The 20155-nt window shown below is 55.6% G+C and carries 17 protein-coding genes; 7 read left to right on the top strand and 10 right to left on the bottom strand.

Annotated features, from left to right (window positions below; all coding sequences use genetic code 11):
• From fghA to ptrR, 3 genes are read right to left on the bottom strand one after another with little or no spacing between them, the layout of a single operon-like run.
• Complete coding sequence (fghA, locus tag OC597_RS02355; protein ID WP_261462174.1) at positions 1–843, bottom strand: S-formylglutathione hydrolase; 843 nt, start codon at positions 841–843, stop codon at positions 1–3.
• A 14-nt stretch (positions 844–857) separates the two neighbouring features.
• Positions 858–1985: an S-(hydroxymethyl)glutathione dehydrogenase/class III alcohol dehydrogenase gene (locus OC597_RS02350; RefSeq protein ID WP_261424808.1), complete on the bottom strand. Its 1128-nt coding sequence runs from the start codon at positions 1983–1985 to the stop codon at positions 858–860.
• A 27-nt stretch (positions 1986–2012) separates the two neighbouring features.
• The gene (gene ptrR, locus OC597_RS02345; RefSeq protein WP_261252121.1) at positions 2013–2930 is read right to left on the bottom strand and encodes a putrescine utilization regulator PtrR; all 918 of its coding nucleotides are present in this window, start codon (positions 2928–2930) and stop codon (positions 2013–2015) included.
• Between the two features lie 106 nt (positions 2931–3036).
• Between ptrR and OC597_RS02340 the strand changes: the two genes are divergently transcribed.
• The 7 genes from OC597_RS02340 to mglC all read left to right on the top strand — a co-directional run bounded on the left by OC597_RS02340 (position 3037) and on the right by mglC (position 11410).
• The gene (locus OC597_RS02340) at positions 3037–4194 is read left to right on the top strand and encodes a YbfB/YjiJ family MFS transporter (protein WP_219015746.1); all 1158 of its coding nucleotides are present in this window, start codon (positions 3037–3039) and stop codon (positions 4192–4194) included.
• Between the two features lie 247 nt (positions 4195–4441).
• Complete coding sequence (gene folE, locus OC597_RS02335; protein ID WP_012005993.1) at positions 4442–5107, top strand: GTP cyclohydrolase I FolE; 666 nt, start codon at positions 4442–4444, stop codon at positions 5105–5107.
• Between the two features lie 68 nt (positions 5108–5175).
• Complete coding sequence (yeiB, locus tag OC597_RS02330) at positions 5176–6351, top strand: DUF418 domain-containing protein YeiB (protein ID WP_316044853.1); 1176 nt, start codon at positions 5176–5178, stop codon at positions 6349–6351.
• 134 nt (positions 6352–6485) lie between these two features.
• A complete protein-coding gene (galS, locus tag OC597_RS02325) occupies positions 6486–7526 on the top strand; it encodes an HTH-type transcriptional regulator GalS (RefSeq protein WP_262207252.1) in 1041 nt (346 codons plus the stop codon).
• 256 nt (positions 7527–7782) lie between these two features.
• Positions 7783–8775: a galactose/glucose ABC transporter substrate-binding protein MglB gene (gene mglB, locus OC597_RS02320; protein WP_261252139.1), complete on the top strand. Its 993-nt coding sequence runs from the start codon at positions 7783–7785 to the stop codon at positions 8773–8775.
• Positions 8776–8879: 104 nt separating this feature from the next.
• Complete coding sequence (gene mglA / locus OC597_RS02315) at positions 8880–10388, top strand: galactose/methyl galactoside ABC transporter ATP-binding protein MglA (RefSeq protein ID WP_262207251.1); 1509 nt, start codon at positions 8880–8882, stop codon at positions 10386–10388.
• An 11-nt stretch (positions 10389–10399) separates the two neighbouring features.
• Positions 10400–11410 carry a galactose/methyl galactoside ABC transporter permease MglC gene (gene mglC / locus OC597_RS02310; protein WP_012005998.1) on the top strand — a complete coding sequence of 337 codons (1011 nt, stop codon included), beginning with the start codon at positions 10400–10402 and terminating at the stop codon, positions 11408–11410.
• Positions 11411–11628: 218 nt separating this feature from the next.
• Here mglC and sanA read toward each other — a convergent pair whose 3' ends face one another.
• The 7 genes from sanA to metG form a co-directional block, all read right to left on the bottom strand.
• The gene (gene sanA / locus OC597_RS02305) at positions 11629–12372 is read right to left on the bottom strand and encodes an outer membrane permeability protein SanA (RefSeq protein ID WP_085115933.1); all 744 of its coding nucleotides are present in this window, start codon (positions 12370–12372) and stop codon (positions 11629–11631) included.
• A 170-nt stretch (positions 12373–12542) separates the two neighbouring features.
• Entirely contained in the window at positions 12543–14240 is a 1698-nt protein-coding gene (locus OC597_RS02300) for an NAD-dependent malic enzyme (protein WP_207975743.1), read from the bottom strand.
• A 221-nt stretch (positions 14241–14461) separates the two neighbouring features.
• Positions 14462–15346, bottom strand: a complete 885-nt coding sequence (cdd, locus tag OC597_RS02295) for a cytidine deaminase (RefSeq protein WP_261252162.1) — start codon at positions 15344–15346, stop codon at positions 14462–14464.
• A 137-nt stretch (positions 15347–15483) separates the two neighbouring features.
• A complete protein-coding gene (locus OC597_RS02290; protein ID WP_262207247.1) occupies positions 15484–16179 on the bottom strand; it encodes a CidB/LrgB family autolysis modulator in 696 nt (231 codons plus the stop codon).
• Entirely contained in the window at positions 16176–16583 is a 408-nt protein-coding gene (locus OC597_RS02285) for a CidA/LrgA family protein (protein ID WP_099064116.1), read from the bottom strand. The genes OC597_RS02290 and OC597_RS02285 overlap by 4 nt, the downstream gene beginning before the upstream one ends.
• A gap of 136 nt (positions 16584–16719) precedes the next feature.
• Positions 16720–17955 (bottom strand): MFS transporter, encoded by a 1236-nt coding sequence (locus OC597_RS02280; RefSeq protein WP_262207244.1) that lies wholly within the window; start codon positions 17953–17955, stop codon positions 16720–16722.
• A 141-nt stretch (positions 17956–18096) separates the two neighbouring features.
• Positions 18097–20124: a methionine--tRNA ligase gene (gene metG, locus OC597_RS02275; RefSeq protein WP_262207242.1), complete on the bottom strand. Its 2028-nt coding sequence runs from the start codon at positions 20122–20124 to the stop codon at positions 18097–18099.
• Positions 20125–20155 lie beyond the last annotated feature (31 nt).

The raw sequence follows: 20155 nt of genomic DNA, 5'->3' as shown, positions 1-20155 counted from the left end.
TCAGCGGAACAGGTGTTCGGCGTGGAAGCGCAGGTGGTCTTCGATAAAGCTGGCGATGGTGAAATAGCTGTGGTCATAACCCGGCTGAATGCGCAGGGTCAGTGGCCAGTCGCGCTGGCGGGCCAGCTCGGCCAGCTTCGCCGGTTGCAGTTGATCCGCCAGGAACTGATCGTCATCACCCTGATCCACCAGCACCGGCATTTTTTCCGCACTGTTGGCCAGCAGATGGCAACTGTCATATTGCAGCCATTGGCTTTCGTCGTTACCCAAATAGGCGGCGAAGGCTTTACGCCCCCATGGCACCTGGCAGGGGTTAACGATGGGCGCGAACGCCGACACCGAACGGAAACGCTGTGGATTACGGAATGCCATCACCAGTGCGCCGTGGCCGCCCATTGAGTGACCGAAGATCGACTGACGATCGCTGACGCTGAAATGCTGATGGATCAACGCCGGCAACTCATCGCTGATGTAGTCGTACATGCGAAAGTGCTTGTCCCAGGGGGCCTGGGTGGCATTCAAGTAGAAGCCGGCCCCCTGACCCAGGTCGTAACCTTCATCATTGGGCACATCGTCGCCACGCGGGCTGGTGTCGGCCATCACCAGCACCAGCCCCAGCTCGGCGGCGATACGCTGCGCACCGGCTTTCAGCGTGAAGTTTTCATCATTGCAGGTCAGCCCCGACAGCCAGTACAGCACCGGCGGCGGGTTATCATCGCGCGGTGGCGGCAGATAGATGCTGAAAGTCATGTTGCAATTCAGGCTCTGCGCCGCATGGCGATATCGCTGTTGCCAGCCGCCGAACATACGGTGCTCTTCGAGAAGTTCTAATGACAAGGTCATCTCTGCCTCCTGGCTTATTTTTTGTCGAAGTGGATAACGGAACGGATGGATTTGCCTTCGTGCATCAAATCGAACGCTTCGTTAATCTGCTCCAGCCCCATGGTGTGGGTAATAAAGTCATTCAGCGCAAACTCGCCGTCCATATAACGCTGGACGATGCCTGGCAGTTGCGAACGGCCCTTCACGCCGCCGAAAGCGGAACCACGCCACACACGGCCGGTCACCAGTTGGAACGGACGGGTAGAAATTTCCTGGCCGGCACCGGCTACGCCGATAATCACTGATTCGCCCCAACCTTTATGACAGCACTCCAGCGCCGAACGCATCACGTTGACGTTGCCGATACATTCGAAGGAGAAATCAACGCCGCCGTCGGTCAGTTCGACGATCACGTCCTGAATCGGCTTATCGTAGTCTTTCGGGTTGATCAGGTCGGTTGCGCCCAGTTTGCGTGCCAGGTCGAACTTGCTGGTGTTGATATCGATGCCGATGATGCGGCCTGCGCCTGCCATCTGTGCGCCGATGATCGCCGACAGGCCGATGCCGCCGAGGCCGAAGATGGCCACGGTATCGCCTTTTTGCACTTTAGCGGTGTTGATTACCGCACCCATGCCAGTGGTAACGCCACAACCCAGCAGGCAGACTTCTTCCAGCGGCGCTTCTTTACTGATTTTCGCCAGTGAGATTTCCGGCACTACGGTGTATTCGGAGAAAGTGGAAGTGCCCATGTAGTGGAAGATGGGCTTGCCGTCCTTGTAGAAACGGGTGGTACCGTCCGGCATCAGTCCCTTGCCCTGGGTCGCGCGGATCGCCTGGCACAGGTTGGTTTTACCGGATTTACAGAATTTGCACTCGCCACATTCCGGGGTGTACAGCGGGATCACGTGATCGCCGACCGCCACGCTGGTCACGCCTTCACCAATGGCTTCCACCACGCCACCGCCTTCATGGCCGAGGATCGCCGGGAACACGCCTTCCGGATCGGCACCGGACAGGGTGTAGGCATCGGTATGGCAGACGCCAGTGGCGACGATCCGCACCAGCACTTCGCCTTTTTGCGGTGGCATTAAATCGACTTCTTCAATTTTCAGCGGCTGGTTCGGGCCCCAGGCAACGGCGGCGCGGGTTTTGATCATTTCCATCATAGTCTCCAGTGGTCTATTTTTTAATCAGGCTATGTTGATAGCATCTGGTAAATCACAGGCAGTATTTTCAACCGCGAGGGTTTCCGCCTGTTCAATAATTAATTCTTTCAGGGCACGCACGTTCGGGCCAAAGGCATCGCGTCGCCAAAGCAGCCAGGTGGCGGTTTGGGCGATATCGTCCGGCAGAGTATGCACTTTCACGCGCTCATGGCCCGGCAGCAGGCTAAGTACCGAATGCGGGATCATTGCCAGTCCGGCACCGCTGGCGACGCAGGCCAGCATGGCGTGGTAGGACTGGATTTCCATCACCTGGCCCGGCAGTACGCCTTCGCGTTTGAACCAGGACTCGAGCCGTAGGCGATAAGAACAACTGGCGCGGAAGGCAAACAGTGTTTCGCCCTTGGCGTCTTTGGCGTTATGGATCGGCAGGTGATCGAGGCAGGAGATCACCACCATATGTTCGGGGAAGGCGATGCAGCCGTTGAGTTCGTCATACTGTACCGGCCCGTCGACCAGCGCCGCTGCCAACGTACCGGCGCGCACCCGTTCGGTGATCTCGCCGGAGGTACCGGTGGTCAGCGACAGTGACACCTGTGAGAAGCGCTGGTGATAGGCCGCCAGCAAAGTGGGTAAGCGGGTGGCGGCGGTGCTTTCCATCGAGCCGATAGCGAAGTTGCCTGCCGGCTCACCGGCATGGGTGATACTCATGGCTTCTTCGCTCAGCGCCAGAATACGGTTGGCATAGCAGAGAAAGTTATGGCCCATTGGCGAAAGGCGCAGGCGCTGTTTTTCGCGAATGAACAGATCGGTGCCCAGTTCCTGTTCAAGCTGACGCAGGCGGGTGGTCAGGTTAGAGGGTACGCGGTGCAGTTGCTCGGCAGCACGGGCAACGGAGCCGGTTTCGGCGACGCTACAGAACATGCGGAGCTGGGTCAGATCCATTATCTTCTCTTTTCGTGATGAACTTGGTGAGTATTATTCAGTTTTTGTGAGTGTAATACTGCGGCATGATACTGGCAACTTTCTTTTAACAGTCTGGAAACTCTACATGGCCTTAAGAATTGCCCTGAGCGGCTTTATTGCGTTGATCGTAGCCATGGGGATTGGTCGCTTTGCCTTTACCCCGCAGGTGCCGCTAATGATTGCCGAGCACCAGTTTACCCTGACCGGGGCCGGGCTGGTGGCGGCCATCAACTACCTGGGCTATCTGTGCGGGGCTTATGACGCGATGCGGGCCAGCCGACATGTCGAGCGTCGGCTGTGGCTGGGCGTGTGGGGCGCGGTCATCTTGACGTTGCTTTCTGCCTGGGTGCAGGGCGAATGGTGGCACGGTGCCGTGCGTTTCCTGATTGGTTGGGCCAGCGGCTGGGCGATGGTGCTGGTGGCGGCCTGGACTAACGAACGGCTGGCACACTATGGCCGCCCGGCTCTCAGTGCAGCGGTCTTCGCGGGGCCGGGGGCCGGGATTTTTATCAGCGGCATGCTGGCGGTCGGCATTCACAGCCTGGCGCTGACGGCATCTCAGGCATGGCTGGTGTACGGCGTGCTGGCGCTGGTATTGATTGGCGCAATCAGCATTAATCTGCCGAAGGCCGGTGAATTGCATCGTCCTGATGTGGCACCGGAGCCATTGCTGTTAACCCCGGCGTTGAAGCGGCTGGTGTGGAGTTACAGCCTGGCGGGCTTTGGCTATATTCTGCCGGCCACCTTTCTGTCGCAAATGGCCGCCGCACGTTTTCCAGGTAGTGTGTTCGCGCAATTTGTCTGGCCGATCTTCGGTGGGGCGGCGGTGCTGGGGATTGTTATCGGTATCCTGACCCGCCACAAGTTGACCACCCAGACGCGGCTGGCCATTACCTTGTGGGTGCAGGCGCTGGGGGTCTTGAGTGCGGAAATCGTGCCGGGGGTCGCCGGGCTGGCGCTGGGGGCTTTGTTGACCGGTGGCGGTTTCCTCAGCGTGGTGCAGTTGTCGATCCAGCATGGCAGGGAACTGGCACCCAAGCATGCACGCTATATGGCGGGATTGTTGACTACGGGTTATGCAATAGGTCAGTTGGTTGGCCCTACGCTGTCGGCGCTGTCCACGGCCCTGACCCATAGGTTGGAGCCAGCGTTATATGTCGCTGTGGCCGGCCTGATTGTCGCCGGACTGCTGGTGGTGAATACGCCGGCGCGTGAGCTGGCACGAAAACCGACGCCGTTGTGATTAAATTCCGTACAAAAAACGTGGAATAGCCGCAGCGGGCCTGATTGTGCTAAATGCGAATATTTCACCTGTTGATGAAGCACAATCACTGGATAATCCCCTCACTCTCCTCTAGAGTGGGGTCAAAATCTTGACCGGGTTCACGTTATTAATGACGGAAACTTCTGTCGTCAGGAGAGTATGCAATTCGCCCGTCTGCTCGGTAAAGCAGCCGGAGGGGTGAGTTCCGGTCCGTTGGAGAGATGAAATGACATCATTAAGTAAAGAAGCTGTACTGGTTCACGCAGCGCTCGAAGAGCGTGGCCTGGAAACCCCGTTGCGTGGTGAAGTGCTGGATCGCGAGACGCGCAAGCGCCGTATTAAAGAGCACATGACGGAAATCATGCAGCTGCTTAATCTCGATCTGTCCGACGATAGCCTGGCGGAGACCCCACACCGTATCGCCAAAATGTATGTTGATGAGATTTTCTCTGGCCTGGACTACGCCAACTTCCCAAAAATTACCGTCATCGAAAACAAGATGAAGGTGGATGAAATGGTGACGGTGCGCGACATTACCCTGACCAGTACCTGTGAGCACCACTTCGTCACCATCGATGGCAAAGCTACCGTGGCCTATATCCCGAAAGATGCGGTGATTGGCCTGTCGAAGATCAACCGTATCGTGCAGTTCTTCTCCCAGCGCCCACAGGTGCAGGAGCGTTTGACTCAGCAGATCCTGGTGGCATTGCAAACCCTGCTGGGCACCAATAACGTGGCGGTATCTATCGATGCGGTCCATTATTGTGTTAAGGCGCGCGGTATCCGCGACGCGACCAGCGCGACCACCACCACCTCGCTGGGTGGGCTGTTCAAGTCCAGCCAGAACACTCGCCAGGAATTCCTGCGCGCGGTGCGACATCACCAGGGGTGATGTGTGAGTGATAAAAAAACAGGCGCCTGCGGGCGCCTTTTTAATGACCGGAATACAGCGGTAAAATAATGAACAACACTTCGACCACGCCGCTGCCGCGCATCGCCACTCTGGACTGCGTGCGCGGTATCGCCATTCTTGGCATTCTGCTGCTCAATATCAGCGCCTTCGGCCTGCCGAAGGCGGCCTACCTGAATCCGGCCTATCTGGGGTTACTGTCGTCACGTGATGCCTGGACCTGGGCGCTGCTGGATATTTTCGCCCAGGCCAAGTTCCTGGCGATGTTCGCGCTGTTGTTTGGTGCAGGTTTGCAGATGTTGCTGCGTCGCGGCAAGGGCTGGATACGCGCGCGGCTGTCGTGGTTAGTGCTGTTCGGTCTGGCACATGCCATTTTCCTCTGGGACGGTGACATTCTGCTGGCCTACGGTCTGATCGGGCTGGTGTGCTGGCGGATGATCCGCGATGCCAAAGAAACCTATCAGCTATTGAAAACCGGCGTGGTGCTATACCTGATCGGCGTCGGGGTCTTGTTGTTACTGGGCTTTATGTCGCACGGTGAACCGGGCGGTTTCTGGCAGCCCGGGGTGGCGGAACTGCAGTATGAAAAATTCTGGAAGCTGCAGGGCGGCATGGAGGCCTGGCGTAGCCGTACCGATCTGCTCTCCTCCAGCCTGTTGGCCATTGGCGCGCAATACGGGTGGGAGTTGGCGGGGCTGATGCTGTTTGGTGCCGGACTGATGCGCAGCGGTTGGCTGCGTGGCACCTATTCACCGGGTTATTACCGCCGCCAGGCCGCCTGGCTGATACCGCTTTCATTATTGATCCAACTGCCGGCAGTGGCGTTGCAATGGCATCTTCACTGGGACTACCGCTGGAGTGGCTTTTTATTGCAGGTGCCGCGTGAACTGGGTGCACCGCTGCAGGCCATGGGCTATCTGGCGCTGTGCTACGGTTTCTGGCCGACGCTGTCGCGCCTGCGTATCGGGCATTGGCTGACGCAGGTCGGGCGCATGGCGCTGAGCAATTACCTGCTGCAAACGCTGATCTGCACCACGCTGTTTTATCGCTTTGGCCTGTATCAACAGTTTGATCGCCTGCAGCTGTTGGCGTTTGTTCCGCTGGTCTGGTTGGCTAACCTATTGTTTTCTAATCTGTGGCTGCGTTATTTCACCCAGGGACCGGTGGAGTGGCTGTGGCGCAAATTGACCCACCTGGCCGCCGGGAAGCCGGAGCCAGGGCGTTGAATTGAGATCTGGCGCAGGTAGGTTAAAAAAATGTATGTAAACGTTTTCTTTCCTGTGACGTAATTCACGCAGAGGAGGATGACAAACGGGGTAGGATAGCGCCACTGTCAACTACCCCGACCTCAGGATCTTTCATGACCTCCTCTGTTCACCCAACCACCATTCGCGACGTGGCGAAGCGTGCGGGCGTGTCCGTAGCGACCGTCTCCCGCGTGCTGAATCACAGCGCCCTGACCAGTAAAGAGACGCGTGAACAGGTGCTGAAGGCGGTGGCTGAACTGGGTTATCGGCCCAATGCCAATGCGCAGGCGTTGGCCACGCAGAGCAGCGATACCCTCGGGGTGGTGGTGATGGATGTCTCCGATCCCTTCTTTGGTGCGTTGGTGAAAGCGGTAGACACCGTGGCGCAGCAACACCACAAATATCTGCTGATCGGCAACAGTTATCACCAGGCGGATAAAGAGCGTCACGCCATCGAGGTGCTGATTCGCCAGCGCTGTAATGCCTTGATTGTTCATGCTAAAACGCTGTGTGATGCCGAGCTGATGACCTTTCTCGATCAGGTGCCGGGCATGGTGTTGATCAACCGCATTATCGCCGGCTATGAGCACCGCTGCGTCGGTCTGGACAACGTCAGTGGCGCGGAGATGGCGATGCGCTTGCTGTTGTCGCAAGGTCATCAGCGTATCGGCTATCTGGGCTCCAATCACCCGATCGAAGACGGGCCGCTGCGTCAGCAGGGCTACACGCAGGCCATGGGCGCTGCAGGGCTGATCACGCCGGACAACTGGCGCGCCTATGGTTCGCCGGACCTGCAGGGCGGGGAAGCGGCTATGGTCGAGTTACTCGGCCGTAACCTGCATTTGAGCGCGGTGTTTGCCTACAACGACGCCATGGCCGCCGGTGCCATGGCAGTGCTGAAAGAAAACGGTATCACAGTACCGCAAAATTTCTCGCTGGTGGGGTTCGATGATATCCCCATCGCCCGCTATACCAGCCCCAAACTCACCACGGTGCGCTACCCCATTGTTACCATGGCGATGCTGGCTACCGAGCTGGCCCTGCTGGGCGCGGCAGGCCGGCTGGAGCCACAGACCCACCATTTGTTTATGCCTACCCTGGTACGCCGCCATTCTGTGGCGCCGTGGCAAAGTGAGGCGGCGGTCACTCTCTGAACATTTAATCTTGTGTAACCGTTTTCAATCTGTGAGAAAATTCACAGATTATTAACATCACGCCGTCTATGCTCTAGGCGTTTTCCAGCGCAAAGGCACTTGCCGCTGCTGTTTTTTACCTCGCGCTGGCACCACCTTTTTCAGGAATAACATGATTCACGGATGACAGGGAAACTGCCAGGCCCGGTTGTGCACTCACCACCGGTTACCTTTGGCCTAATACCGAGCAAGACCCTACATAAACCGGAGACACACAATGAATAAGAAGGTTTTCACCCTGGCCGCGACGGCCGCAGCCATGATGTTTGGCGCCGCAGCACATGCAGATACCCGTATTGGCGTCACAATTTATAAATATGACGACAACTTTATGTCGGTGGTGCGCAAGGCAATCGAGAAAGACGCCAAGGCCTCTCCGGACGTCACCCTGCTGATGAATGACTCGCAGAATGACCAATCCAAACAAAACGATCAGATCGACGTGCTGATCGCCAAGGGCGTTAAAGCGCTGGCGATCAACCTGGTTGACCCGGCCGCAGCCCCGGTGATTATCGAAAAGGCGCGCGGAAACGATATTCCGATCGTGTTCTACAACAAAGAGCCTTCCCGCAAAGCGCTGGACAGCTATGACAAAGCCTATTACGTGGGGACCGACTCCAAAGAGTCCGGTGTGATCCAGGGCCAACTGATCGAGAAACACTGGAAGGCTAACCCGAACTGGGATCTGAACAAAGACGGCCAGATCCAGTACGTACTGCTGAAAGGCGAGCCGGGCCACCCGGATGCCGAAGCACGCACCACCTACGTGGTGAAAACGCTGAACGACAACGGTATCAAGACTCAGGCGCTGCAGATGGATACCGCGATGTGGGACACCGCTCAGGCCAAAGACAAGATGGATGCCTGGTTGTCTGGCCCTAACGCCAACAAAATTGAAGTGGTGATCGCCAACAACGATGCGATGGCGATGGGTGCGGTTGAAGCGCTGAAAGCGCATAACAAAACCAACATTCCGGTATTCGGTGTCGATGCACTGCCAGAAGCTCTGGCGATGGTGAAGTCCGGCGCGATGGCGGGGACGGTGCTGAACGATGCCGACAATCAGGCTAAAGCCACCTTCGAACTGGCGAAAAACCTGGCTGCGGGCAAACCGGCTGCCGATGGCACCAAATATAAGATTGAAAATAAAGTGGTCCGTATTCCTTACGTTGGCGTAGATAAAGACAACCTGTCTCAGTTTGTGAAATAAGCGCTGAGATAACCCACAATGACCCCGCCTACGGCTGCCAACACCAGGAAAGCCGTGGGTGGGGGAATTTACGATATTAAAAGACCGATAAGCCAGGTGTATTTATGGCCGACAGCCCACGCGAATTTCTGCTGGAAATGACCAATATCAGTAAGTCATTTCCCGGCGTCAAGGCATTGGATAATGTGAATCTGCGCGTTCGTCCGCACTCCATTCATGCATTAATGGGGGAGAACGGCGCGGGCAAATCAACATTATTAAAATGCCTGTTCGGCATTTATAAAAAAGATGCCGGCAGTATTATTTTTCAGGGCCAGGAAATTGATTTCAAAAGCTCTAAAGAGGCGCTGGAGCACGGCGTTTCAATGGTGCATCAGGAATTGAATCTGGTGTTACAGCGCACCGTGATGGACAACATGTGGTTGGGACGTTACCCGACCAAGGGCATATTTGTCGATCAGGACAAGATGTTGAAGGACACTCAGGCGATATTTGACGAGCTGGATATTGATATCAACCCACGGGATAAGGTGGGCACGCTATCGGTATCGCAAATGCAGATGATCGAAATTGCCAAGGCTTTCTCCTACGACGCCAAGATTGTGATTATGGATGAGCCGACCTCATCGCTGACGGAAAAAGAGGTGAATCATCTGTTCACCATTATCCGTAAGCTGAAAGAGCGCGGTTGCGGCATCGTTTATATCTCGCACAAGATGGAAGAGATCTTCCAACTGTGCGACGAGATCACCATCCTGCGTGACGGCCAGTGGATCGCCACCCAGCCGTTGGAAGGGCTGGATATGGACAAGATTATTTCGATGATGGTGGGGCGTTCGCTCAGCCAGCGTTTCCCCGATCGTCAAAATACGCCGGGCGAGGTGATCCTGGAGGTGAAGGGCCTGACCTCATTGCGCCAACCTTCGATTCGCGATATCTCTTTTGATCTGCATCAGGGGGAGATCCTCGGTATTGCCGGGCTGGTGGGTGCCAAGCGTACCGACATCCTTGAGACGCTGTTCGGCATCCGCGAAAAAGTGGCGGGCACCATCAAGCTGCACGGCAAAGCGATCAATAACCACAGCGCCAATGAAGCGATTAACCACGGCTTTGCCCTGGTGACGGAGGAGCGCCGCTCTACCGGGATTTACGCTTATCTGGACGTCGGTTTTAACTCGCTGATCTCCAACATTCGTAACTATAAAAACAAAATCGGCCTGCTGGATAACGCCCGCATGAAAAGCGATACCCAATGGGTGATCGACGCCATGCGGGTCAAGACGCCGGGTCATCATACCAATATCGGTTCGCTGTCCGGCGGGAACCAGCAGAAGGTGATCATCGGTCGTTGGCTGCTGACCCAGCCGGAAATATTAATGCTGGATGAACCGACGCGTGGCATTGATGTTGGCGCCAAATTCGAAATTTATCAGTTGATGACCGAACTGGCGAAGAAGGGCAAGGGGATCATTATTGTCTCGTCTGAAATGCCGGAGCTTTTGGGAATTACCGACAGAATACTGGTGATGAGTAATGGTCAGGTTGCGGGCATCGTTAACACCAAACAGACCTCGCAAAATGAAATTTTACGTCTCGCATCCCTGCACCTTTAAGGATCAGAATTATGAACGCGCTGAATAAGAAAACTTTGTTCACCTATTTCAAGGAAGGTGGCATTTACGTAGTGTTGCTGGTGCTGCTGGCAATTATTATTATCCAGGATCCGACTTTCCTCAGCTTAATGAACCTGAGTAACATTCTGACTCAGTCTTCGGTGCGCATTATTATTGCACTGGGTGTGGCGGGGCTGATTGTTACCCAGGGGACTGACCTGTCCGCCGGGCGTCAGGTGGGGTTGGCCGCGGTGATCGCCGCGACGCTGTTGCAGTCGATGGACAACGTCAACAAGGTGTTTCCGCACATGGAAACCTGGTCGATCCCGCTGGTGATCCTGCTGGTGTGTGCCGTGGGTGCGGTGATCGGTCTGGTGAACGGGTTGATCATCGCCTACCTGAACGTGACGCCGTTTATTACCACTTTGGGTACCATGATTATCGTGTACGGCATTAACTCGCTGTATTACGACTCTGTTGGCGCATCGCCGGTGGCGGGGTTTGATCCCAAGTTCTCCACCTTTGCTCAGGGGTTCCTGCGCTTTGGCGACTTTAAGCTGTCGTACATTACCTTCTACGCCATCATTGCGATTATTTTTGTCTGGATCCTGTGGAATAAAACCCGCTTCGGTAAAAATATCTTCGCCATCGGTGGCAACCCTGAGGCAGCCAAGGTTTCCGGCGTCAACGTGCCGCTGAACCTGATCATGATTTACGCGCTGTCTGGTGTGTTCTATGCCTTCGGCGGTTTGCTGGAAGCGGGCCGTATCGGCAGCGCCACCAACAACCTCGGCTTTATGTATGAGCTGGATGCTATTGCGGCCTGTGTGGTGGGCGGAGTGTCCTTTGCCGGAGGGGTAGGTACGGTGCTGGGGGTGGTGACCGGGGTGATCATCTTCACCGTCATCAACTACGGCCTGACCTACATTGGCGTTAACCCTTACTGGCAGTACATCATCAAGGGCGGCATCATTATCTTCGCGGTAGCGTTGGATTCACTGAAGTACGCCAAGAAGAAGTAAGTCTTCGCTACAATGAGAACGGTCAGCAAATGCTGGCCGTTTTTGTTTAATGGCAAAGTTGTCTTTAAACCCGAGATACCCGGGCCTAGCGCACCGAGGGGCGCTCCGGCGGGCAAGCCGCTACGACCCCTTCGGCACGCTCTCCCTAATAACGGACTTTATCAGCCGTCTGAAACGGCCAGCAAATACTGGCCGTTTTTGTTTTTAGTGAGGGGGAATTAAGGCTGTTTGGCTTTCTGTTTTTCCGCCGCCAGCTTGTGCTCCAGCTCGACCAATTGCTCCGGTGATACTGCTGGATAACCCTGGGCATCTTCCGGGATGGTGTGCATGGAGGAAATTGGGATCAGCGGGCCGAGGAAGCGCGGTTCACGTTTGAGGATGTACAAGTCGGTCAGTGCGCCAAGGCGGGCGAAGATCTCACGCACACGTACTGTCATCATATCTTTTGGTGACGGTACCGCGTAGCACTGCGCCTGGATCCCCATATGCAGCGCGATAAACAGCGCACGCTCACAGTGGAAGCGTTGGGTGATGATAATAAAGTCATTGGTATCGAACACTTTACGGGTACGCACGATCGAGTCCAGGGTGCGGAATCCGGCGTAGTCCAGCACGATATCGCTGGGCGCCACACCGGCGGCGATCAAATCGCGGCGCATGGTCATAGGTTCGTTGTAGCTTTGCTGGGCATTGTCACCGCTCAGCAGCAGATACTTCACTTTACCGCTGTTATAGGCGTTGATCGCGCCCTGAATACGGTAGCGGTAATATTGGTTGATCACGCCGGTACGGTAATATTTGGCGGTCCCCAGTACCACGCCGACCTGGCGATGGGGCAGCCCTTGCAGTTCGTCATAGACGAAAGGCGCCGTTTTCCAGCTGATCCAGCGATCGAGCGCGAGAGCCGAGAGCATCAGCAGTGCAATGATGACGAACAGGCTGATTATCAGGCGTTTCCACATGTTATTGCCTTACGCGCACAGGGGCCAAAAAAGATGGCTCAAGGCTACTTTACCTGACAGGTTGAAGCAAGCCTGTCCCCGCCTCTGGCACGCATTGCGCCGCATTTTTAGGCGGTTTTGCCAATAAAAAAGGTCCGGCGAGCCGGACCTGATTATCTTATCTGCGCAAATCAGAATGAGGTGCGCTTGTAGCTGCGGTATTGCGGCCGCCAGAAGTTGTGTTCGATGGCTTTTGACAGCGCTTCTTCTGAGGTGACTACCGCCATTCCTTGCAGTTGAGCCGCTTTGCCCACTTCCATCGCGATGCATTTTGACACGCCCTGAATATCGTCGATATCCGGCAACAGTGCGCCATGCCCATCTGTCGCCAGCGGTGAACACTCGGCCAGTGCACGGCTGGCGGCCATCAGCATCGCGTCCGTAACACGGGTCGCGCCGGAGGCCAACACACCCAGACCAATACCCGGGAAGATATAGGAGTTGTTGCACTGGGCGATCGGGATCTGCTGATCTTTATAATGTACCGGTGCGAACGGGCTGCCGGTAGCGACCAGCGCCGCGCCTTCGGTCCAGTTGATGATATCTTCCGGACGGGCTTCCACGCGTGAAGTCGGGTTTGACAGCGGCATCACGATTGGGCGCGGACAATGCTTGTGCATTTCGCGGATCAGTTCTTCGGTGAACAAGCCTGGCTGGCCGGAAACGCCGATCAAAATGCTTGGCTTGGCGTTACGTACCACGTCCAGCAGCGAGATGGCATCGCTGGACGTTTGCCATGCGGTCAGGTTTTCGCTCTTCTGCACCAGCTTGCTCTGGAAATCGAGCAGGTTAGGCAGTTTGTCGGTCAGCAGACCAAAACGGTCGACCATGAACACGCGGGCGCGCGCTTCGTCTTCGCTAAGACCTTCGGATTTCATCTGCGCGATAATTTGCTCGGCAATGCCGCAACCGGCGGAACCGGCTCCCAGGAAGGTGACGGTTTGGTCACGCAGTTGGCTGCCGGCAGCGCGACTGGCGGCAATCAGGCTGCCCAGCGTGACCGCGGCGGTGCCCTGAATATCGTCGTTGAAGCAGCAGATTTCATCACGGTAGCGGTTCAGCAGTGGGGTCGCGTTATTCTGAGCGAAATCTTCAAACTGCAGCAGCACGTTCGGCCAGCGGCGTTTCACCGCCTGGATAAATTCTTCAACGAAAGCGTGGTACTCATCACCTGAAATACGCGGATGACGCCAACCCATATACAGCGGATCGTTCAGGCGCTGCGGGTTATTGGTACCCACGTCCAGCACCACCGGTAAGGTATAGGCCGGGCTGATGCCCCCGCAGGCGGTATACAGCGACAGTTTACCGATAGGAATGCCCATGCCGCCAATGCCCTGGTCGCCCAGGCCGAGAATACGTTCACCGTCGGTGACGACAATCACTTTCACGTTTTGCTTGGTGGCATTTTGCAGCATGTCGTCAATGCGATCGCGGTTCGGGTAAGAGATAAACAGCCCACGCGCCCGGCGATAAATATCAGAGAAGTGCTCACAAGCTTCACCCACCGTTGGCGTGTAGATGATCGGCATCATTTCGCTCAGGTGTGAGTCCAGCAGGCGGTAGAACAGGGTTTCGTTGGTGTCCTGGATGTTGCGCAGGTAGATGTGCTTATCGCTGTCGTTTTTAAAATCCTGATACTGGCGATAGGCGCGCTCTGCCTGTTCCTCGATGGTTTCCACCGCATCGGGCAGTAAGCCCTGCAGGTTGAAATGGCTGCGCTCATCTTCGGTGAAGGCGCTGCCTTTGTTCAGCAGTGGGAATTCCAGCAGGATCGGGCCGGCATAAGGGATGTAGAGAGGGCGTTTGCTTTCGTATTCAAGTTCCATGGCTTTTGCTCTTCAACGTATCGGATAACTTTATAAGGGTGATCCTAAAAGATCGGGGAAATATGTACAGCAATTGTTATCGGATCATGAGGTAAATTGGCGTAATTATCGACGATCACGTCCTAATTTAACTAAAGAAAGTGTTTTAAGACGTGAATGCCATTGTAATCGGCTTGCGGGGCTGTTAACAGCGGTGCCGGGCGGCACCGCCAGGGTCAGGATCAGAAAGTAATGCGACTGACATTTTGGCAGCCCAGGGCAGCCAGTGTGGCACGGGTCGCGTCCCATTGGGTGAGAATGGCGCTTTCGGGTTCGGCCAGTACCGCGCGGCTCACTTTTTGGCAGTCGCCGCCGGAAACGTTCATCAGGATCAGTGCGGCCTGCAATGGTGGCAAACTCGGGTTGAAAGCGGCATTTTCCGCATAGCGGCCGGTGTAAATGGTGCCGTCCTCGGCTTCCAGCGCGACGCCGCTGTGGGCATTGCTGTAGGGCGCGTGACTCTGATTGGCGGCAGCCAGTGCTGCCTGTTCCAGTTCGTCAGTCAGGGCCAGTTGGAAGCCGTGATCGACCCGATCCATCAGCAGCGTGGCGATATCCAGGTCTTTTGGGCCGAAGGCATCCGGCAGGTAATCGCCAAGCGTCGCCGGCTCACGGCCGGGTAGACGGATTTTCAGGTCGCTACCGCTGTTCAATTCATTCATAAACTGACGGCAGTGGCCACAAGGCGTGTAGTTGACGGTGATGGAAGCCAGAGCGGGTTCGCCGCGTAGCCAGGCGTGGGTAACCGCACACTGTTCAGCGTGAATGGTTTGCTGCATCGGTGCACCGCTGAACTCCATATTGGCGCCAAAATACAGATTGCCGCTCTGCCCGCGGGCAATGGCACCGACGTAAAACCGGGAGATCGGCGCTAACGAGCAGGCTGCCGCCAGTGGCAGCAGAGCGAATGCCAGAGCATCATCATCCAGCCCGCAGCGCTGCTTAATCGCCTCCACCTGTTCTGCTTTGAGCATGGCCGGGAAATCAGGCGCATCAATATAAGGCAGCAGGGCGGATTGCAATGTGGCGGGCAGTTCGCTGAAAGCGGTTTGAAAACGCGGGTGCATAGAAACTCTCTCTACAGGTTAACGGGATAACATTCTAGGCAGCCCTGCGTGAATAAAGTGTGATGCAAATCTCTTTATTGATGAAATCAATGCAATGAAAGCCATAATTGCGAGATGTATCGCAAGTTTTAGACCCTTTAGCCGAACAAATGCAGCAATACCGGAAACAAAAAGGGGGCCAGCAATGAGGTAATGATGCCGCAAATCACCAGCGCCAACGAGCCGAATGCACCTTCCTGAAAGTCTATTTCCGCGCAGCGTGCGGTGCCCAGCGCATGCGATGCTGTGCCCATTGCCAGTCCACGCGCCGAGCGGGTGGTGATTTTCAATATTTTGAACAGCGTATGCCCGAACACTGCGCCGAGAATACCGACGAAGATCACGCAGACGGCGCTGATTGCCGGAATACCGCCGAGCGACTCCGCGACTGCCATGGCGATGGGCGTGGTGACCGACTTAGGCATGATGGATGCGGCAATTTCCGGCGTGGCTCCCATCCACAAAGCGATGGCGCCGCCGCTGATCATGGCGGTCATACTGCCGATAAAACAGACGGCGATAATGGACTTCCAGCGCGCACGGATCTGATGCAGTTGTTCATACAGCGGATAGGCCAGCGCCACTACGGCCGGTTGCAATAAATCGTTGAGGATTTTGCTGCCCTGAAAGTAGCGTTCATAAGGAATGCCGGTCAGTAACAGCAGGGGAATGATCACCGCCATTGATACCAGCAGTGGGTTCAGCAGCGGCATGTTCAACCACTGTGCCAGCTTACGCGCTGCAAAGTAGACCGTCAGCGACAGCGGCAATGACCACCAGATTTCATGGATCATTTTTCGCCCTCCGCCGCATCCGGTTTGCCGACGATGCGGCGCTCCCGGTGGAAATAATGTGAGGTATAGCCCACCACCACCAGTACCATCAGGGTGCTGACAATGCACGAGACCACCAGCGGGCCGAGGTGATCGAGGATCTGGTCGTAGTATTTCATCACGCCAACGCCGATGGGCACGAACAACAGCACCATATAACGGATCAGCAGATGGCAACCGGGTTTGACCCATTTGGCCGGCATAATTTGCGTGGAGAGCAGGGCGAACAGCAGCAACATGCCGATAATGCTGCCGGGAATGGCGATCGGCAGCAGTGCCGCGATAGCATTGCCGACAAACAAGCAAAAGTAGATAAGGACGATTGCCCTCAGGTATTTCCAGCACAGAGTGAGCACGTTGGCCATAACTTAATCCCGTTTAACTGACGCATTCATCATACAATTAAACTGTGACCTTCGCCACAAATCACACCATGAATTCTCTCTATGGCTTTCATGCCTGTCAGGCAGGTTGACAGCCGCAGTTAAGCCCGGTGCGTCCCTATTCTATGCTGATGATGCCGGCGCTGTGCTGCTGTTTTTGCGCCAGGCGATGGCCGAGGAAAAAGAATAACAGGCTGAACAACGCGGCGGCAATCAACATCAGGAACATCATGTGTGGGGCGGCGTAGCTAAGAATAAAACCGCAGAGCACCGGGTTGATGGCACCGCCCAGTGCACTGAGATTTTGTACCCCGTAGTAGCTGCCTTTTAGATGCTGTGGCGCGATAAAGTCGATAAACATGTATTCCACTGGGATCACGATAATCTCGCCCAGGGTAAATATGGCCATCGCCGCGATCCACAACCAAAGCGACTGCCCGGCCAGGCTAAACCCGATCAGCCCGAGAATGAAAAACAGCGTGCCCAACACCAGCCAGCGCAGCATGTTTTCCTGACGCATGCCGCGACTCAGCAGGTACTGCAGGGCGATGACGATACAGGCATTGACGATCATCACCGCCCCAATGACCTGATAGGCAAACTCTGCGTTGGAAACGAGGATCAGGTACTGCGACAAATAACCGGTGAACTGGCCGAAAACGACCGCCCCGAGCGTACTGCCGAGGGTAAAGTAAATCAGCCGACGATCGCTACGCAAAATGGTCAGCGTCTGGCGGAAATCGGGCGGTGCGATTGGCGCGACATCGGTCGCTGCAGACGGTGCCGCAGAGGGTGCCGCGCCTTGTCGGCGCAGAGCAAAACTCAGCGCACTTACAGTGAGCAAGGCCAGGCCGCCGGAGAGATAAAACGGTAACAGCGGATTTAAGCCTGCCACCATCACCCCCAGTGACGAGCCCACCGCCCAGCCGACGTTCACCAGCGTGTAATTCATTGAAAAGGCTTTGATGCGTTGGGCGACCGGCAGCCAGTCGGCAAAGCAGGCTTTGATGGTGATGCCCAGCACCGAATAGGCGGTATGCAGGACAGCCAGGACCACGATGATGCCGCCCGGACGCGGGATCCACGGAATAGCGAAAAAACTCAGCGCGAACAGCAGAATTGCCATCAGGATCAGCATGTTTTTATTGAATTTATCGACTAAATAACCGCCGTACAGGCTGGCGAAAATGCCAATTGCCAGGCTGATACCCAGAATGATGCCGACGCTTTTTGGTAGCAGGTGGAAATGCCCGGTGAGATAGATGGTAATAAACGGCAGCGTAACACCACGGCCAATGGTCAGTACCAGCGAACTGGCCAGCAATGCGTTAATCAGCGGTGGGAATCCCTTCATGTCAGACCTGTTTATGCATACAGTAAGTAAACCCATATGGATAAGATAGCTTATTTTGGCCGATTTTGTCGCTGTCGCAAGGAATGAAATTCAATAAAAAGGGCCGAGCAAGCTCGACCCTTGATTCAGTAAAAACCGATGTTATTTCACCTGCATGCCTGGCTCTGCACCGCTGTCTGGGCTGAGCAGGAAGATCTCTTTTCCGCCCGGGCCTGCGGCCATCACCATGCCTTCGGAGATGCCGAAGCGCATTTTGCGTGGTGCCAGGTTGGCAACCATGATGGTCAGGCGACCTTCAAGCGCTTTCGGGTCTGGATAAGCAGAACGAATACCGGAGAAGATCTGACGTGTTTCACCGCCCAACTCCAACTGCAGCTTCAGCAGTTTGTCCGAGCCTTCAACAAAGTCGGCGCTGGTGATCAACGCAATACGCATATCAACCTTGGCGAAATCATCAAAGGTGATGGTGTCCTGAATCGGATCGTCCGCCAGCGGGCCGGTGACCACTTTCGCTGCCGTCATGTCTTCTTTCGAGGCGCTGACCATTTCATTAACCTTGTCCAGATCGATACGGTTGAACAGGGCTTTGAATGGATTGACCTGATGGCCCAGCAACGGCTGCTGGATGCTGTTCCAGCTCAGCTCACAGTTAAGGAAAGCCTCGGTGCGTTCAGTCAGTGATGGCATTACCGGTTTCAGGTAGGTCATCAGTACACGGAACAGGTTGATGCCCATTGAGCAGATGGCTTGCAAATCAGCATCGCGGCCTTCTTGCTTGGCCACTACCCACGGCGCCTGCTCATCCACATAACGGTTTGCCAGATCGGCCAGCGCCATGATTTCACGGATCGCCCGGCCGGACTCACGGCTGGCGTAGGCTTCGGCGATGCTTTGTGCTGCGTCAACGAAGGTCTGGTACAGCGCAGGATCGGCCAGGTTGTCGGCCAGTTGACCACCAAAACGCTTGCTGATAAAGCCGGCATTGCGCGAAGCCAGGTTAACCACCTTGTTCACGATGTCGGCGTTCACCCGCTGCACGAAATCTTCCAGATTCAGGTCGATATCGTCAATACGTGAAGACAGTTTGGCAGCGTAGTAGTAACGCAGGCAGTCGGCATCCAGGTGTTGCAGATAGGTGCCGGCCTTGATAAAGGTGCCACGAGATTTGGACATCTTGGCGCCGTTCACCGTCACGTAGCCGTGTACGAACAGGTTTGTCGGCTTGCGGAAGTTACTGCCTTCCAGCATTGCCGGCCAGAACAGGCTGTGGAAATAAACAATGTCTTTGCCGATAAAGTGATACAGCTCGGTGGTGGAGTCTTTGCGCCAGAACTCGTCAAAGTCCAGATCGCCGCGTTTGTCACACAGGTTTTTAAATGACCCCATGTAGCCAATTGGCGCATCCAGCCAGACGTAGAAGTACTTGCCTGGGGCATCCGGGATTTCAAAGCCGAAGTACGGCGCATCGCGGGAGATATCCCACTGTTGCAGACCAGACTCAAACCACTCCTGCATTTTGTTCGCCACCTGCTCCTGCAGCGCACCAGAGCGCGTCCAGGCCTGCAGCATTTCGCTGAACGACGGCAGATCAAAGAAGAAGTGCTCGGAGTCACGCAGCACCGGCGTCGCACCGGAAACCACAGATTTGGGATCGATCAGCTCGGTCGGGCTGTAGGTTGCACCACAGACTTCGCAGTTGTCGCCGTATTGATCCGGCGATTTGCATTTCGGGCAGGTGCCTTTGACGAAGCGGTCAGGCAGGAACATGCCTTTTTCCGGATCGTACAGCTGAGAAATCGTCCGGTTCTTGATAAAACCGTTTTCTTTCAGGCGGCCGTAAATCAGGTTCGACAGTTCACGGTTCTCATCGCTATGGGTTGAATGATAGTTATCATAGCTGATGCCAAAACCGGCGAAATCCTGTTGGTGCTCCTGGCTCATTTCCGCAATCATTTCTTCCGGCTTGATGCCCAACTGCTGAGCTTTCAGCATGATCGGCGTGCCGTGCGCGTCGTCCGCACAAATGAAATGAACCTCGTGGCCGCGCATTCGTTGGTAACGAACCCAGATGTCTGCCTGGATGTGCTCGAGCATGTGGCCGAGATGGATGGAACCATTTGCGTACGGCAGCGCGCACGTCACCAATAATTTTTTCGCGACTTGAGGCATAGTGAGAACTTGGTTTCTGTAATGAATAAAA

Source organism: Serratia proteamaculans (genome assembly GCF_946227095.1).
Classification (GTDB): domain Bacteria; phylum Pseudomonadota; class Gammaproteobacteria; order Enterobacterales; family Enterobacteriaceae; genus Serratia; species Serratia proteamaculans_E.
This window is presented reverse-complemented; position numbering and strand designations above follow the sequence as displayed.